The organism is Sulfobacillus sp. hq2 (assembly GCF_002903155.1).
Lineage (GTDB): Bacteria > Bacillota > Sulfobacillia > Sulfobacillales > Sulfobacillaceae > Sulfobacillus > Sulfobacillus thermotolerans.
This window is the reverse complement of record NZ_NWUL01000048.1, coordinates 133239-149338: the sequence shown is the minus strand read 5'-3', so window position 1 is coordinate 149338 and position 16100 is coordinate 133239. Positions and strand designations below refer to the sequence as shown.

Sequence of the window (16100 nt, the reverse complement as noted above, 5' to 3'; positions counted from 1 at the left end):
GGCATGGCCGGAATTTGGAATCGACTCAAAGAAGGAATGAGTCGAACGCGCAATAATTTGGGCGGACGTCTGCGCGCGTTGTTTCACGGGAAAGAGTGGGACGACAATCTATGGGAAGAGTTAGAAGAAATTTTGTATGAGGCAGATTTAGGTGTTGACACCATCGAATATCTGACGGCGGCTTTGCGTGAAGCTGTCCGCACCAGGCGCCCGCGGCATGCGGATGACGTCATGGACCTCTTACGGGAAATTATGGTTGACCTATTTGATGTGCCTTCCGATCCGTCACTGTTGGATCCCCAAAGACCCAGTATCTGGCTCATGGTCGGTGTAAATGGAACGGGTAAAACCACGACGGCCGGAAAGTTTGCGGCCTTAATGAAGCGCCAAGGATATCAGGTGATATTAGGGGCTGCTGATACCTTTCGGGCCGCCGCAGTGGAACAGCTGCAAGAATGGGGCGTGCGTTCCGGGGTCGAGGTGGTGCGGCAAGCGCCCGGCGCCGATTCTGCGGCTGTGGCCTATGACACGGTGCAAGCGGCTATCGCTCGGTCCAAAGATTTAGCGATCATTGATACCGCCGGCCGCCTGCATAACAAGACTAATTTAATGCAAGAGTTGCAAAAAGTGGTTCGGGTGATCCAACGAGAACGTCCGCAGGCACCTCACCAAGTGTGGCTGGTGATTGATGCGACCACAGGTCAAAATGGGCTAGCCCAAGCGCAAGTATTCTTAGAGGCGGTCAAGGTCACGGGCATTGTGTTAACGAAGCTGGATGGAACAGCGAAAGGCGGCATAGCGTTGTCCATCAAGCGCCAATTGGGATTGCCGATCCGCTTTGTGGGCGTGGGAGAAAAAGTGGAAGATTTGCTCCCGTTTGATGCAGACAGCTATGTGCGCGCGATCTTAGGCGATTGACGCGTACTAAAGACCGATCCTATACTTAGAAGATACCTTGAAAACGCCGAATTCTCAAGGAAGCGGAGGAACCGATTTCGATTTGGGGTGAATTGCGGTGCAACGGGCAGGCTCTGAGCCCGAACCCGACAGCTAACTTCGCAGGCGTAGGGGGCTCAAGGTTAAGACATGGTATCTCTCGTTCCCCCCGGGAAATTAGGGGGGTTTTTCTTGCCCTCCGTGATGAGGGAGGTGTCCACAAGGTGATGAAAAGAGTTTTGCAGTTGTCTATGCGGGCCGATCCCTTAAATCCGTTGGATGGTGGGGAGACAGGTGGTCAGCAAGTCCTAGTACGCCAAATGGGCAGGAATTTGCAACATTTAGGTTACGCGGTCGATGTGATGACGGTGCGTCAACGTCAAGAAGTGGCGGAACGCTCGTCCTTTGGGCATTTAGGACAAGTGATACGACTCACCGGATGGGAAGATCGGGTCTGGTCGGATGATCAATGGCATAATGTGCGGGACCAATTAGTGGATCAGGTCTTGACATGGGTCAATGACCAGCACCGGGAATATTACGCCATTCACAGCCATTTTTGGATTTCGGGCATGGTCGCGCAAAAGGTGGCGGAAGTGCTCCAAGTGCCGTGGATTCATTCGCCCTATAAAATGGCAGAGTGGACGAGGCGCCCGGGCGACCGTATTTCACCGGTACGGATGCAATGGGAGCGGCAGTTGTTGACGCAAGCCCAGGCCATTGTAGTGCCATACTTAGAAGAGAGCGAAATGATTCATCAAACAGCTCCTGATGTCCCTTTGTACGTGGTCTCTCCTGGGGTTGACATTACCAATTTTTTTGTTCGTGACGCGGGTCCCTTGCTCCGGGGACTAGGCCTCTATCGTCCGCCTTTGCTCTACGTTGGCCGGTTAGAAGAGGGGCGGGGGATAAAAGAGGTGCTGGAGGTCATGGGACAGCATCCATTACCCGACGATTTGACCTTATTAGTGGTAGGAGGAAGCCCGGGTGAGGTTCTAGGAGGGCTCCCCACCAATCCGACCTTAGCCGAATTAGCGCGCCCTTTAGGCAAACACATTCGGTTCCTCGGTCCCACACCGCATCATGCCATTGCTATCTATATGGGATCGGCTGCGGCGCTGATTGCCCCCAATCAAGGGCCCACATTGGGCATGGCCGTGGTAGAAGCCATGGCCTCCGGCTGCCCGGTCATTGGGACAAATGTGCCGGGTGTTCAAGATTGGATCGAGTCCGGATTTAACGGGATTTTGATTGACCGTACACGTATTGACCAGTTGTGGGAGGCCGCGTTACAGTTGTGGAATAACCCAAGCCAGGCGCGGCAATGGGGAATGAACGGCCAAGAAATGGTTCAACGCCATCATACGGTGAATCATATGGCCCAAAGACTCCAAACGGTCTATGAGGAGGTGGCGTCCAGTGGCCACCATGAAACGAGTGTTGGCTACTGATATTGATGGCACATTAATTGGACACGGTGGCGAGCAAGCGGTTCGCGACTATCTCATGGAGCACCCCGAATTAGGTGTGATTTATCTAACAGGCCGCACCTTGAGCAACGCGCATGCGATCATCTGCCGATATGGCTTTCCGACCCCCTTGGCGATTGCGACGGACGTTGGCGCTGATATTTTTTGGGGACCGAATTTGGAAGCGGACGAGGTCTGGGCTTTTGAACAGCGCCGCCATTGGTCGCCGCGCCGACTGCGTTCGGCCTTGAGCGAAGTATCGGGCGTGATTTACCGAGGGCGGAGTTCTCATTGGCGAATTGCCTTCGAATTGGAGGATCCTCAGTTGTTAACGCGGGTGCAACAATGTTTGACCGAACACCACTTGCTGGTGCGCACGCTGTGGTACCCTGAAGAACTGCGCCTCGACATTTTACCCTGTACCGCGTTAAAGAGTCGTGCATTGCAATATATTTTGCGAAGAATCAGGGTGAAGTCCGAAAATTGTTTTGTTGCCGGGGATGCCGAAAATGATGGCGATATGTTAAATGGGCATTATCCGGGCGTCCTTGTGGCCAATGGCGAACCTCGGGTCCGCGAATGTTTGCCCGAATGGATTATTCGCTCCCAATATCCCGGCGCGTTTGGGGTGCTAGATGCCCTGCGCCAATGGATGTCCTGAGGGCGCCATTGACAAGAGTCCCCCTTATGCGTATGATATGACAGTCTGTTAAGTAATAATGCTTTACAGGTGCAAGGCGGTGGTGAGATGCAGCGACCAGACCGAGAACGCGCCAATCTCCTCTTCGATTACTATGGGGCTTTGCTCACCGAGCACCAACAAGAGGTGTGGCGACTGTATTATGTGGAAGACTGGTCGTTGATGGAGATTGCAGACGCTCACCACGTGACGCGGACGGCTATCCATGATTTGCTAAACCGCACGGCCAAAAGTCTGGAAATGTTTGAAGCGGCATTGCATTTAGTGGAACATCGGCACCATCAAATTCGCCTGCTTGAACACCTCCGGCAGGCTGTTGAAGCGGCACCGGCTGGGACATGGCAAGATCAAGCATTACACTGGATTGCCGAATTGGCGGGAGAGGAGGACCGAGGCGATGTTTGACAATTTGACCGAAAAGCTGCAAGCCACGTTTAAGCGGATGCGTAGTCAAGGCCGATTGACGGCGGACGATGTCCGTGAAGGGCTACGGGATGTACGCTTTGCGTTGCTGGAAGCGGACGTGAATTTCAAAGTGGTCAAAGAATTTCTAAGCCAGGTTGAAGAAGAAGCGGTGGGTCAAGATGTGTTGGACAGCCTCACTCCGGCTCAAGGGGTGGTGCGTATTGTTCGCGACCATCTGACCACCCTGATGGGCGGTCAAGTTGAGCGCATCAAAATGGCCTCCAATCCACCAACGGTCATCTACCTCGTGGGCCTTCAAGGTTCCGGAAAAACCACCACGACCGCAAAATTGGCGAAGATGTTAAAGCAGCAAGGCCGCCAGCCCCTTATGGTGGCGGCGGACATCTACCGCCCGGCGGCTGTGGACCAATTGCAGGCCTTAGGTCAACAAATTGATGTCCCCGTGGTGTTTTCGCCGGGCTTGTCACCGGTTCAGCTGGCGCAAGAAGGGTGGCAAAAAAGTCGCCAACTTGCCAAAGACGTTGTCTTAGTGGACACGGCGGGCCGACTTCACGTGGACGAGACCCTCATGACCGAATTGGTTGAGATGCATGAGGCATTGCCCGCCCATGAGACCTTGCTGGTTGTCGATGCTATGACCGGTCAAGACGCGGTTCGCGTCGCGTCGGCATTTAAGGAAAAGTTGCCATTGACGGGCGTTGTGCTAACGAAGCTTGATGGGGATGCCCGAGGAGGGGCTGCGTTATCCATTCGGCAGGTCACGGGGCTGCCCATTAAATTGGTCGGTTCCGGTGAAAAAGTGGATGCGCTCGAGCCCTTTCAACCCGACCGCATGGCGTCTCGCATTTTGGGCATGGGTGACGTCTTGACCCTCATTGAAAAGGCCGAACAATCGCTGGACAAAGACGAAATCGAGGAACGCGCCAAGCGTATTGGCACGAAAGACTTTAATTTCGAAGACTTCCAAGCGATGTTAGGTCAGGTGAAGAAGCTGGGGCCGCTGTCCAAAGTCATGGAAATGTTGCCCGGCATGGGGGCTCTGAACAAATACAAAGACCAAGTCGATGATAAAGGGGTGGACCGTGTGGAAGCGATTATCAATTCCATGACCATCCAGGAACGCCGCAAACCGGATATCATCGACGGCAGCCGGCGTCTTCGCATTGCCAAAGGCAGCGGGACCACGGTGCAAGAGGTCAATCGGTTGTTAAAACAGTTTAACGATATGCGCAAATTGATGAAGCAGATGAAAGCGGGCAAGAAACGGGGCATGCCTAAATTGCCCTTGAAAGGATTTCCCGATCTGCATTAATTCGTTTGAGCACATCAATCAGAATCCCCCAGGGGACCCCTAGGAAAGGAGGGAATACGATTGGTAAAGATTCGATTGCGCCGGATGGGAGCCAAAAAGCATCCTTTTTATCGTGTAGTGGTTGCCGATGCGCGTTCGCCGCGGGATGGTAAGTTCTTGGACGAAATTGGGTACTATGATCCTACCAAAGATCCTGCTGTTGTCAAAATTGATGAAGAAAAAGCCCAACGGTGGATTGCTAATGGCGCTCAGCCCACGGACACGACGCGCTCGTTGTTACGGCAGGCGGGCATTTTGAAGTCCATTCATGAGGCGAAACAGGCCAAAAAACATGAGAAAAACGCGTAGTCGTAAGTGGGATGATTTTGTAAGCGTCGGGGAAGTCACGGCGCCGCATGGGATTCACGGGGAACTTCGGGTGTATCCGACAACCGACTTTCCGGAACGCTTGTTGTCACGGAAAACGGTATGGATTGATGGCCTCATGGGTCCCCAAGACGTAGTGCGTGTCACGCCGCGCCCACCTCTCGTGATTATGCAATTGCGCACGGTGGCCACCAGGGAGCAAGCGGAACTCTTGCGCGGAGCGGGTTTATATGTGCCTATTGACTCCTTGCCTACATTGGGAAACCAAGAATACTATTGGTTTCAGCTCGAAGGCTTGGAAGTACGGGATTATCACAATCATACCCGGATTGGCGTTATCCAGCAGGTGATTCGTACAGGCGGCAATCAGGATGTGTTTGAAGTCGCTCGCGACGAGGGGGCTCCGCTTTTGGTCCCAGCCCTGAAATCCGTGGTGAAACGTGTGGACTTGGATATGGGGATTATGGAAGTGGACGTGCCGGCAGGGCTTGAGGATCTCTCGTAATGGTGATCCAAGTCGTCACGTTATTTCCGGAAATGTTTGAAGGCCCCATGACCACCAGCATTGTGCGACGCGCTCAAGATCGTGGCCTCGTGGATATTCGCCGGGTGCCTTTAAGGTGGTTTGGAGTGGGGCCGCACCGGGTCACCGATGACTATCCGTTTGGTGGCAACATTGGCATGTTGCTTCGGGCAGATGTCGTCGTGCCGGCAGTGGAATGGGCCACAGTGCATCATGCTGCTGCGCCGACGGTCCTGGTCACATCAGCCCAAGGGCGTCGTTTTGACCAAACCATGGCTCGTGAATTAGCCCAGCTTGAACATCTGATTGTCGTGGCGGGACATTACGAAGGCATTGACGAACGCGCGATCCATATGGTGCACGGCCAAGAGGTTTCCATTGGGGACGTGGTGTTGACGGGTGGAGAAATTCCGGCCATGGTTATGATTGATGCGATTGTGCGGCTGTTACCGGGCGCCTTAGGTGCTGACGAAGGAGCATGGCAAGAATCCTTTAGCGGTGCTGGAGGATTAGAAGGCCCACAGTATACCCGGCCGCGCGTGTTTCGGGATCAGGCGGTTCCGGACGTGTTGTTATCGGGTGACCATGCTAAAATTGCCAAGTGGCAGTCTGAGCAAGCCCGGCGGCGAACCGCCGAGCGCCGTCCCGATTTGTTGTAGGGCCGTTTGCGACGCTATGCTTCGGATGATATAATGTCATTTGGCCCGTAAAGGGGGGAAAAATATTGGATTACATTCGATTGTTAGAAGAAGAGCAAATGAAACCGGATCTTCCCGCGTTTCGCCCAGGCGACACCGTGCGTGTTGCGGTAAAGATTCGCGAAGGTAACCGTGAACGTGTGCAGAATTTTGAGGGTGTCGTCATTGGCATCAAAGGGTCGGGATTGTCCAAGACGTTCATTGTGCGTCGTGTCAGCTATGGGGTCGGCGTTGAACGGACCTTTTTACTCCATTCTCCGCGGCTTGAATCCATTCAGGTCGTGCGGCGTGGGAAAGTACGCCGAGCGAAGTTGTATTATTTGAGGAAGTTGCGCGGCAAAGCAGCCCGAATTAAAGAACGGCGCTAATTTGTGGCGAAGGCACTCATTTCCGGGTGTCTTCGCTATCTTTATAGGCTTTGGGGGGCTGTGATCGTGACCAAGGAACGCCGCAAGGGCTATTGGGAAGTTATCGAGACGATCGTGATAGCCGTGGTTTTGGCCTTCCTCATACGGACGTTTGTATTTGAATCCTATGAGGTCGAAGGGATCTCGATGTTGCCCACTTTACATACCGGTGAACGGGTGTTGGTGAACAAACTCATTTACGATTTTGAAACCCCGAAGACGGGACAAATTATTGTCTTTCGCTCGCCCGTGATCAAAAGCCAAGATTGGATTAAACGGGTGATTGGAGTGCCCGGGGATACCATTAGCGTGGAGAATAACGTCGTCTATATTAATGGTCATCGTTACCATGAACCCTTTTTGAAATACCGCACTTCCATGAATGTCCCCCCTACGAAGGTTCCGCCGGGGTATTTATGGGTTGAGGGCGACAACCGCCCCAAGAGCTATGACAGTCGGTATTTTGGTCTCTTGCCCATGAAAAATGTTAAAGGCCAGGCGTTTGTGGTGTGGTGGCCTTTAAGTGATTTCCATCTTTTGCATTGAACTGAAAGGAAGCGCTATGGCCAAAGCAAATTGGTATCCAGGCCATATGGTAGCGACCCAGCGAACTATTCGTGAGTTGGCTCCTTACCTTACGGCCTTTATTGAAATAGCAGACGCCAGGGCGCCTGCTATTAGTCGTCATACCCCTATGACGCGGTGGATTGGACGAGCCCAGCGGATCCTTCTCTTAAACAAGGCCGATTTGGCGGATCCCGCCGTGACGCGGGCGTGGGTTGCGGCATACCAGAAACAAGGGATTCACGCATTTGCGGTGACAGCGCAAGACCCCAAAGCCCGAACGCAAATTGAATCGGTCATTAGTCGGGTCCTGAAGCCGCCTTACCGACTTGCTGTTGTCGGTGTTCCTAATGTGGGAAAGTCGACATTACTGAATCGGATGGTCGGAAAGAACCGCGTGGCCACAGGCGCCAAGCCGGGCATTACACGAGGACCGCAGTGGATTAGGCTGCCGGGAGGGTGGGAATGGCTCGATTTGCCAGGGGTAGTGACGCCAGGACATAGTCATGACTGGCGACTGCAAGTGCTAGGCATAGTACCCGCCCCTGCTGAAGAACGCAGTCAACTGGCGGACCGCATTTGGGAACTCACGCAAGATCATGATAATCCTTCAGGCTGGTTAGACTGGGGCAAACGGCGCGGATTCCTTCGGACCGGCGGGGTCGTTGACGCGCAGCGCGCGGCAGATGCGGTATTGCTCGCTTTCCAGCAAGGCAAACTGGGCCGATTCAGTTTGGAGGAGCCTCAATGAAAGGTCAATCAGAGGCATGGGAACAGCTCACTCATTATGAACGCGCTGTGTGGCAACAGCCTTATCAGCGCATCGGCGGGGTTGATGAAGTCGGGCGGGGGCCATTGGCGGGACCAGTCGTAGCTGCGGCAGTCATTTTGCGCGCGGATACCCCGATTTGGGGTGTTGATGACTCGAAGAAATTGACCGCGCGCCAGCGACTTCATCTTTATCATGAGATTGTGCGCTGTGCCGAAGATGTCGGAGTGGGAATGGTCGGGGTACGGACTATTGAACGCATTAATATTTTGCAAGCCAGCAGGCTAGCCATGATGCGAGCGATCGGGCACTTGCGGCGCGTCCCGGATGTGTTGCTCACCGATGCGATGCGTATTGGGGGGCCCTGGCAGGAAATCCCCATCGTGCATGGTGATGCCCTTTCGGCGAGCATTGCAGCGGCCTCAATTGTCGCCAAAGTCGTGCGGGACCGGTATATGGAAGCCCTAGCCGAACAATTTCCCGTTTATGGATTTGCGCAACATAAGGGTTATCCGACGACGTATCACCGAGAGATGTTAAAACACTATGGGCCGTCACCGGTGCACCGTGTGACCTTTTTGAAGAAAATTTTATCCCATGACGCCATAGGATAAAGTCAGGATAAGATTTGCATCCGTAGAACTTCCCTGTTACAGTCATGCTAATATCGAGCCAGAACGCCGAGCCTGGGTGTGAGGTTTGCTATAATGAAAAAACGTTTGGAACCGGGGGGATTGTCATGGCAAGATCGAAGCCGCTCATTATCGTGGAATCACCGGCCAAAGCCAAGACCATTAGCCGGTTTTTGGGAACACGATACCAGGTGAAGGCATCTATGGGCCATGTGCGGGATTTACCCAAAAGCCAGTTTGGCGTCGACGTGGATAACGGCTTTAAGCCTAGGTATATTACCATTCGGGGCAAGGGCCCCTTATTAAAGGAACTGAAAGATGCGGCCAAAAAGTCCGACCGGATTTATTTGGCGACCGACCCTGATCGCGAAGGGGAAGCGATCTCATGGCATTTGGCTGAGGCTTTGCACCTTGCGCCTCAAGATGTGCACCGGATTGAATTTCATGAAATTACCAAAGACGCTGTAAGCCATGCCATTAAAGAAGCACGGCCTATTGATATGGGACTCGTTAATGCCCAGCAGGCGCGGCGGGTTCTAGACCGGGTGGTGGGATATCAGCTCTCGCCCTTGCTTTGGCGCAAAGTGCGGCCAGGGCTTTCAGCCGGACGCGTCCAAAGTGCTGCCCTTAAGCTGCTCGTAGACCGGGAAGATGCCGTTCAACGGTTTGTGCCAGAGCAATACTTCACCGTGGATATGACCGCCGTGGCGGAAAATGGGGAACTTCTGAGTCATTATTATGCGCCCTTGGGCCACCGTGGTCGTGTGACGGCACAAGAGATGGAACAAATTCTGCAAGGGGTCAAGGTTGGCGCCCAAGTGGTGGTGAGTGATGTCAAAACTAAGGAGAAGCGGCGGTTTCCTGCCTTGCCCTTTACCACATCGACTTTGCAGCAAGAAGCGTCGCGGAAGTTGGGATTGTCGGTTAAGCGCACCATGAGCCTTGCCCAGCAACTGTACGAAGGTTTAGAAGTGCCAGGGGAAGGCACCGTCGGTCTGGTCACGTACATTCGTACGGATTCGACACGGATTGGAGACGGTGCCCGTGATGAGGCGCGCGAGTATATTGCCGAACGCTTTGGCCCGGCGTATGTTCCCGAAAGTGGTCAAATACGGCAGAGCAAGGCCAAACCCGGCGTCCAAGATGCCCACGAGGCGATTCGACCCACCAACGTCCGTCGGCATCCTGATATGCTAAAGGGCGCATTAAACCGCGACCAGCTTCGTCTATATCGTCTGATTTGGGAACGGTTTGTGGCGAGCCAAATGGCGGCGATGGTGTATGAATCGACGACGATTGATGTCGCGTTCCAAGATCAGGCCAAGTTTCGAGCTACTGGGTCCCGGGTCTTATTCCCTGGGTATAGCACCGTGTACCAAGAGTCCTTTGATGAAGCCGATCCCCAGTTGCAAGACGATGACACCAAAGCGAAGCCCCTCTTGGATCTTGTAGCGGGCACGGTCTTGACCATTGCCCGGATCGAACCGCAAGAGCATTTTACCGAGCCCCCGCCACGCTATACCGAAGCCAGCTTAGTTAAGACCTTAGAGGAACTCGGGATTGGACGGCCTTCGACCTACGCACCGATTGTAGAGACGCTATTGCATCGAGACTACGTGCGGCGCGACCAGAAAAAGCTGATTCCGACGGACTTAGGGCGCGTGGTGGTCGACTTATTGCAACATTATTTTCCGGAAATCGTGGATACGCGCTTTACGGCCGAAATTGAGACCGAACTGGACCATGTGGCCGCAGATGATATGCAGTGGCAAGATGTTCTGAAGGGCTTCTATGAGCGGTTTTCAGAAGAACTGGCGAAGGCGGATGACGACATCGAAAAGGTCGATCTGCCTTTGGAAGAGACGGACGAGGTGTGTGAAAAATGTGGGCGGCCCATGATGGTCAAATATGGCCGGTTTGGAAAATTTTTAGCGTGCTCAGGGTATCCGGAATGTGATTTTACCAAGCCTTATGTCGAGAAGACAGGAGCTTTATGTCCTAAGTGCCATAAAGATTTGGTGGTGCGGCGAACCCGCAAAGGGCGGACATTTTACGGATGTGTGGGCTATCCAGAATGTGATTTTGTTACGTGGAATCGTCCAAGCGACAAGGTCTGTCCGCGGTGCGGATCGAGCATGGCCTTCAAACGGCGGGGCAACCACGATAGTTTGATGTGTTTGCGGGAGGGATGCGGTTATGAAGAAGAGCAGGCCCAATGAAGCGATGGTCATAGGCGCAGGTCTAGCGGGATCGGAGGCCGCCTGGCAGCTTGCCCAGCGGGGCTGGGTGGTGCACCTGTATGAAATGCGGCCGGACGTGATGACCCCTGCCCACGTGACCGGGCAATTCGCCGAATTGGTGTGTTCCAACTCTTTGGGGTCCATTCAGGGTACAGCGCCAGCGGCCTTGTTAAAAGATGAAATGCGGCTATTTGACTCGTTAATTCTTCAAGCAGGACAGGCCGCGCAAGTTCCTGCAGGATCGGCCTTGGCGGTCGACCGTGAGGTGTTTAGTCAGCGCGTCACAGAACGGTTACAAGGGCATCCCCGCATTGTTATCCACCACGAAGTGGTGACAGATATCCCTTCACAGCCCTGCCTGATTGCGACGGGGCCGTTGACGCATGAGGCTCTCTCTGGTGCTATTCAAGAGACCTTAGGCGATAGTATGCTCTCTTTTTTTGATGCGGCGGCGCCGATTGTGCTGACGGACACCGTGGACATGGAGCATGCGTTCTGGGGATCGCGTGAAGGCAGCGAGGACTACCTGAATTGCCCTTTGACGAAAGCGGAGTATGAGGTGTTCTATGATGCGCTGATTCATGCGGAACAGCATCTGGGACATGATTTTGAATCGAGCACCTTTTTTGAAGGGTGCTTGCCCATTGAAGAGCTAGCCCGGCGCGGACCCAAGACTCCGTTATATGGACCGATGAAGCCGATTGGATTGGAAAATCCGTTTGAAGGGGGACGCCGTCCGTACGCGGTTGTGCAGCTCCGACAGGACAATGCGGTAGGATCTTTAATGAGTTTGGTTGGCTTTCAGACCAATTTACGTTGGGGCGAGCAGAAGCGTGTGTTCGGGTTGATTCCGGCGTTAGCCAATCCAGAGTTTGTGCGTTATGGTGTGATGCACCGCAACACCTATCTCAAGTCCCCTGCGCTTTTAAGGCCGACGTTAAATACCAAGCGGCGTGAAGACTTGTGGTTTGCGGGACAGATGACGGGCGTGGAAGGCTACGTGGAATCGGCGGCGATGGGCATCGTGGCAGCGGTGGGGATGTCGGCATACCTAGAGGGTCGAGAAATGCCCGTGTTTCCGCGCGAGACAATGATGGGCGCTTTAGCTTATTATATTACGCATACGGACCCTGCGCATTTTCAGCCGATGAATGCGAATTTTGGATTGTTTGAACTGCCTCCGGAAGTGCAGGGGCTCCGTGACAAAAAAGCGCGCCGCCAGTGGCTTCGCGACCGGGCCATGGCCCGGATGGAGGAGTTTGTCCGCCAATTGGAGCCTGTGCATGAGTGAGAGTGAGGGCATTGCCTACTATTTACGCTATTTGCAGAATGTCGAGCATGCTGCAGTGAATACCATAGAGGCATACCGCCGAGATTTGCGGCAATTAGTCGAAGCGGCAGGTCCTTATGAAACCTTGAGCAGTCAAGATTTGCGCCGCTGGGCGGCCTCATTGCTGGCGCAAGGGCTAGCGCCGCGGTCGGTGGCGCGCAAGGTGGCGGTGGTGCGAGGATTTTACCGCTTTGCCCAGCGCCATGGATTGCGAGCGGACAATCCGGCCCAACGCTTGTTAGCGCCGCGGTTTCGTCCGTCTCTGCCCCGCACCTTGACGATGGATGAAGCGCACGACCTAATTGAACAAGCGCCGAAACGTCCGGGGCCTCTCGGATTGCGTGACTGGGCCCTTTTGGAATTGCTCTATGGGGCAGGCTTGCGGAGTCAAGAGGCGGTCTCCTTGGATCAGCACGACGTGGATTTGGTGGCCAATGTTGTGCATGTTCAAGGGAAAGGCGGAAAGCAGCGAGTGGTTCCGTTTGGAACAAAAGCCCACGATGCCTTGTATCAGTATGTGGAGCATAGTCGTCCGTGGCTCGCGCGTCCCAGCGTTCAGGCGTTATTTGTGAATTACCAAGGTGGCCGTTTAACCACGCGCAGCGTGCGGCGCATTATTAAAAGTGTGTTGGCCAAGGCGGCTATTCAGCGCAATGTTAGTCCGCATTGGCTCCGGCATTCCTTCGCCACACACATGCTGATGAATGGGGCCGATCTGCGTGTCATTCAGGAACTCTTAGGGCACAGCACGCTTCGGACGACACAGTTGTATACGTTAGTCTCACAAGAACATATTGCTACAGTCTATCAACATGCCCATCCTCGTGCCTAGCACAGGAGCGGAGCTAGGAGGGATACATCGTGTCCAATGTGGAATTTCATGGCACCACCGTGCTAGGGATGGTCCGCGATGGCAAAGCGGTGATTGGTGGAGATGGCCAGGTGACTTTTGGTCAAAACACGGTGATGAAGCACACGGCTGTCAAAGTGCGCCGACTCTATCACGGGAAAGTGCTTGCGGGATTTGCGGGTTCGGTGGCCGACGCCTTAACTCTTTTCGAACATTTTGAAGGAAAATTAGAGGAAAGTCATGGCAATCTACCGCGAGCGGCCGTGGCGTTGTCTCGCGAGTGGCGGACCGACCGCATGTTAGGGAAGTTGGAGGCCTTGTTGCTGGTGGCAGACCAAGAACACTTATTCATCCTATCGGGGACCGGTGAAGTGATTGAGCCGGATGACTTTATTGCCGCCATTGGATCAGGGGGGAGTTATGCCTTAGCCGCCGCGAGGGCCTTTGCCTCAGTCGAGCAAACCATGCCGCTGGAAGAAGTGGTCCGGCGCTCTTTAGACATTGCCGCCGATATTTGCATCTACACCAACCATCATTTGACGGTTGAGACACTGGGGTAGGGAGGGATTGGGTATGGATGATCGGTTAATGACACCCAGAAAGATTGTCGAAGAGCTCGATCGGTACATTGTTGGGCAAGATGACGCTAAACGCGCTGTGGCGATAGCGCTGCGGCACCGGTGGCGCCGCAGTCAGTTAGATCCTGAATTACAGGAGGATATTACGCCCAAGAACATCCTCATGATTGGTCCGACAGGGGTGGGGAAAACCGAAGTAGCACGGCGTTTGGCCCGCTTGCTGCACGTCCCCTTTATCAAAGTCGAAGCCACTAAGTTTACGGAAGTGGGGTATGTGGGCCGTGATGTAGATGCCATGGTGCGGGATTTAGTCGAGACGAGTGTCCGCATGGTGAAGGAAGAACGGTCGCAAGCGGTCCAAGACCGCGCTGAGCGCATTGCGGAGGACCGATTGGTAGACGCCATTGTGCCATTTCCTGACGAACCCTCTGCCAATGTCAACCCTTTAGAAGCGCTTTTCGGAGGTGCCCGGCAAAACAAGCCGTCGTCGAGCGTGAGTGCCGAGGAACGTCACAGGATTGAAGATGAACGCCGCAAGGTCCGTGAGAAGCTTCGCATGAAAGCCATGGAACATGAAGTCGTCGAAGTGGAAGTCGAGGACGCGGGTCCGGCATTGCCAATGATGGGCAATTTACCGGGTAGCGAAGAAAACCAAATGAATTTAGGTGAGATGTTTTCCGGCATTTTGCCTAAACGGACCAAACGGCGGAAAATGACGGTGGCCGAAGCGCGTAAGGTGTTGACCCAAGAAGAAGCTCAAAAGTTGATTGACACCGATGCGGCCCATGCGGACGCGGTATGGCGCGCAGAACAAGAAGGGATTATCTTTATTGACGAGTTTGACAAGATTGCCTCGAGTAGTAAGGAGGGGCATGGACCCGATGTCTCTCGTGAAGGGGTCCAGCGCGACATTCTCCCCATAGTTGAAGGCTCGACGGTCAATACCAAATATGGGCCTGTAAAAACCGACCACATTTTATTTATTGCGGCCGGCGCCTTTCACGTGGCCAAACCGAGCGATTTGATTCCGGAACTGCAAGGGCGGTTCCCCATTCGCGTGGAATTCAATGCCTTGACGGAGGAAGATTTTTATAAGATCTTGACCGAACCCCATCATTCCCTCATTAAGCAATACAAGGCGCTGCTAGGTGCCGAGGGCGTGGAGGTGGAGTTTGATGATGGCGCGTTATGGGAAATGGCTCGATATGCGTACCAGGTCAACCGGGATACCGAAAATATTGGGGCGCGGCGGCTCCATACGATTTTGGAGAAGGTGCTCGAGGAACTGAATTTCTCGGCCCCGGAGTTGTCAGGCCAAAAGATTCCCATCACCGCAACATACGTACAACAACGCTTGGCAAAGATCGCCGAAAATATTGACATCAATCGGTATATACTCTGAATGTTTTTTTTCGTTTACACAATCCAACGTCGCTGTGGTATACTCAAGTGGTGAAAATTGTGACGACAGGGAACTTTGTCGAATCAGGGAGGTGCATGTCGTGGAAGAATTATTGGAAAAAACACGACGCATTAATCGGTTACTACAGCGAACGGCTGGACATCCAGTCAATTTTGAAGAGATGGCTAAGATTTTAAGCGAACTCATTCAGGCCAACGTATATGTCGTAAGTCGCCGGGGTAAAATTTTAGGCTATAGCTTATTGGACGGCTTTGAATGTGACATCATGATTCGTGAAGTCTTAGCGGAAGAAGCGTTTCCGAGTAATTACAACAATGGCTTACTCAAGGTTGATGAAACCTATCCGAACGTATCGCAGGAATCGCGTAAGTGCGTATTCTTCCGCGATAAGGCGTGTTTGTACGAAAATAAGATTACCACGATAGTGCCTGTCAATGGCGGTGGTGATCGGTTGGGAACGCTCGTGATATCGCGCTTTGGCCGGGAATTCAATGATGAAGATTTGGTGCTCGCGGAATATGGCGCAACGGTGGTGGCGATGGAAATTCTGCGCTCCAAGTCGGATGAATTGGAGATGGAAGCGCGTAAAAAAGCTGCTGTGAAAGTGGCGATTGATACGCTGTCCTATTCGGAGTTGGAAGCGGTTCAGCACATTTTTGATGAACTGGGTGGAGAAGAAGGATTACTGGTGGCGTCAAAAATTGCTGACCGTGTCGGGATCACGCGTTCGGTGATTGTTAATGCGTTGCGGAAATTTGAGTCTGCTGGTGTGATTGAATCACGCTCACTGGGTATGAAAGGGACCCACATTCGCGTGCTCAATGACCGCTTGATGGGAGAATTGAAGAAACTGCGGCGGTAAGCGAAACGCCGCATC

At 53.5% G+C, this 16100-nt stretch carries 18 protein-coding genes and 1 riboswitch; all 18 genes read left to right on the top strand.

Annotated features, from left to right (window positions below; all coding sequences use genetic code 11):
• The first annotated feature begins 3 nt into the window (after window positions 1-3).
• The 18 genes from ftsY to codY all read left to right on the top strand — a co-directional run bounded on the left by ftsY (window position 4) and on the right by codY (window position 16085).
• On the top strand, window positions 4-918 hold the full coding sequence (gene ftsY / locus CO251_RS16555; protein ID WP_103376908.1) for a signal recognition particle-docking protein FtsY: 915 nt from the start codon (window positions 4-6) through the stop codon (window positions 916-918).
• Between the two features lie 34 nt (window positions 919-952).
• A riboswitch (cyclic di-AMP (ydaO/yuaA leader) is annotated at window positions 953-1080 on the top strand.
• Window positions 1081-1163: 83 nt separating this feature from the next.
• Window positions 1164-2387: a glycosyltransferase gene (locus CO251_RS16550; protein ID WP_242968678.1), complete on the top strand. Its 1224-nt coding sequence runs from the start codon at window positions 1164-1166 to the stop codon at window positions 2385-2387.
• Window positions 2365-3066, top strand: a complete 702-nt coding sequence (locus CO251_RS16545; protein ID WP_242968677.1) for an HAD family hydrolase — start codon at window positions 2365-2367, stop codon at window positions 3064-3066. Before CO251_RS16550 ends, CO251_RS16545 begins: the two co-directional genes overlap by 23 nt.
• 87 nt (window positions 3067-3153) lie before the next feature.
• Entirely contained in the window at window positions 3154-3510 is a 357-nt protein-coding gene (gene ylxM, locus CO251_RS16540) for a YlxM family DNA-binding protein (RefSeq protein WP_103376905.1), read from the top strand.
• A complete protein-coding gene (gene ffh / locus CO251_RS16535; protein WP_103376904.1) occupies window positions 3503-4843 on the top strand; it encodes a signal recognition particle protein in 1341 nt (446 codons plus the stop codon). Before ylxM ends, ffh begins: the two co-directional genes overlap by 8 nt.
• A gap of 60 nt (window positions 4844-4903) precedes the next feature.
• Window positions 4904-5191, top strand: coding sequence for a 30S ribosomal protein S16 (gene rpsP / locus CO251_RS16530; RefSeq protein ID WP_103376903.1), 288 nt, complete (start codon window positions 4904-4906; stop codon window positions 5189-5191).
• A complete protein-coding gene (rimM, locus tag CO251_RS16525; protein WP_158246402.1) occupies window positions 5175-5714 on the top strand; it encodes a ribosome maturation factor RimM in 540 nt (179 codons plus the stop codon). The genes rpsP and rimM overlap by 17 nt, the downstream gene beginning before the upstream one ends.
• Window positions 5714-6391, top strand: a complete 678-nt coding sequence (trmD, locus tag CO251_RS16520) for a tRNA (guanosine(37)-N1)-methyltransferase TrmD (RefSeq protein WP_103376901.1) — start codon at window positions 5714-5716, stop codon at window positions 6389-6391. The genes rimM and trmD overlap by 1 nt, the downstream gene beginning before the upstream one ends.
• Before the next feature lie 65 nt (window positions 6392-6456).
• A complete protein-coding gene (rplS, locus tag CO251_RS16515; RefSeq protein ID WP_103376900.1) occupies window positions 6457-6798 on the top strand; it encodes a 50S ribosomal protein L19 in 342 nt (113 codons plus the stop codon).
• A 66-nt stretch (window positions 6799-6864) separates the two neighbouring features.
• On the top strand, window positions 6865-7383 hold the full coding sequence (gene lepB, locus CO251_RS16510; protein WP_103376899.1) for a signal peptidase I: 519 nt from the start codon (window positions 6865-6867) through the stop codon (window positions 7381-7383).
• A 16-nt stretch (window positions 7384-7399) separates the two neighbouring features.
• Entirely contained in the window at window positions 7400-8152 is a 753-nt protein-coding gene (locus CO251_RS16505) for a GTPase (protein ID WP_103377009.1), read from the top strand.
• Window positions 8149-8784, top strand: a complete 636-nt coding sequence (locus tag CO251_RS16500) for a ribonuclease HII (protein ID WP_103376898.1) — start codon at window positions 8149-8151, stop codon at window positions 8782-8784. Before CO251_RS16505 ends, CO251_RS16500 begins: the two co-directional genes overlap by 4 nt.
• Window positions 8785-8909: 125 nt before the next feature.
• Complete coding sequence (gene topA, locus CO251_RS16495) at window positions 8910-11021, top strand: type I DNA topoisomerase (protein WP_103376897.1); 2112 nt, start codon at window positions 8910-8912, stop codon at window positions 11019-11021.
• Complete coding sequence (gene trmFO, locus CO251_RS16490; protein WP_242968664.1) at window positions 10999-12333, top strand: methylenetetrahydrofolate--tRNA-(uracil(54)-C(5))-methyltransferase (FADH(2)-oxidizing) TrmFO; 1335 nt, start codon at window positions 10999-11001, stop codon at window positions 12331-12333. The genes topA and trmFO overlap by 23 nt, the downstream gene beginning before the upstream one ends.
• Window positions 12326-13204, top strand: coding sequence for a tyrosine recombinase XerC (locus tag CO251_RS16485; protein WP_103376896.1), 879 nt, complete (start codon window positions 12326-12328; stop codon window positions 13202-13204). Before trmFO ends, CO251_RS16485 begins: the two co-directional genes overlap by 8 nt.
• A gap of 38 nt (window positions 13205-13242) precedes the next feature.
• Complete coding sequence (gene hslV / locus CO251_RS16480; protein WP_103377007.1) at window positions 13243-13782, top strand: ATP-dependent protease subunit HslV; 540 nt, start codon at window positions 13243-13245, stop codon at window positions 13780-13782.
• A gap of 13 nt (window positions 13783-13795) precedes the next feature.
• Window positions 13796-15202, top strand: coding sequence for an ATP-dependent protease ATPase subunit HslU (hslU, locus tag CO251_RS16475; RefSeq protein ID WP_103376895.1), 1407 nt, complete (start codon window positions 13796-13798; stop codon window positions 15200-15202).
• A gap of 100 nt (window positions 15203-15302) precedes the next feature.
• Window positions 15303-16085: a GTP-sensing pleiotropic transcriptional regulator CodY gene (codY, locus tag CO251_RS16470; protein ID WP_103376894.1), complete on the top strand. Its 783-nt coding sequence runs from the start codon at window positions 15303-15305 to the stop codon at window positions 16083-16085.
• Window positions 16086-16100: the final 15 nt, after the last annotated feature.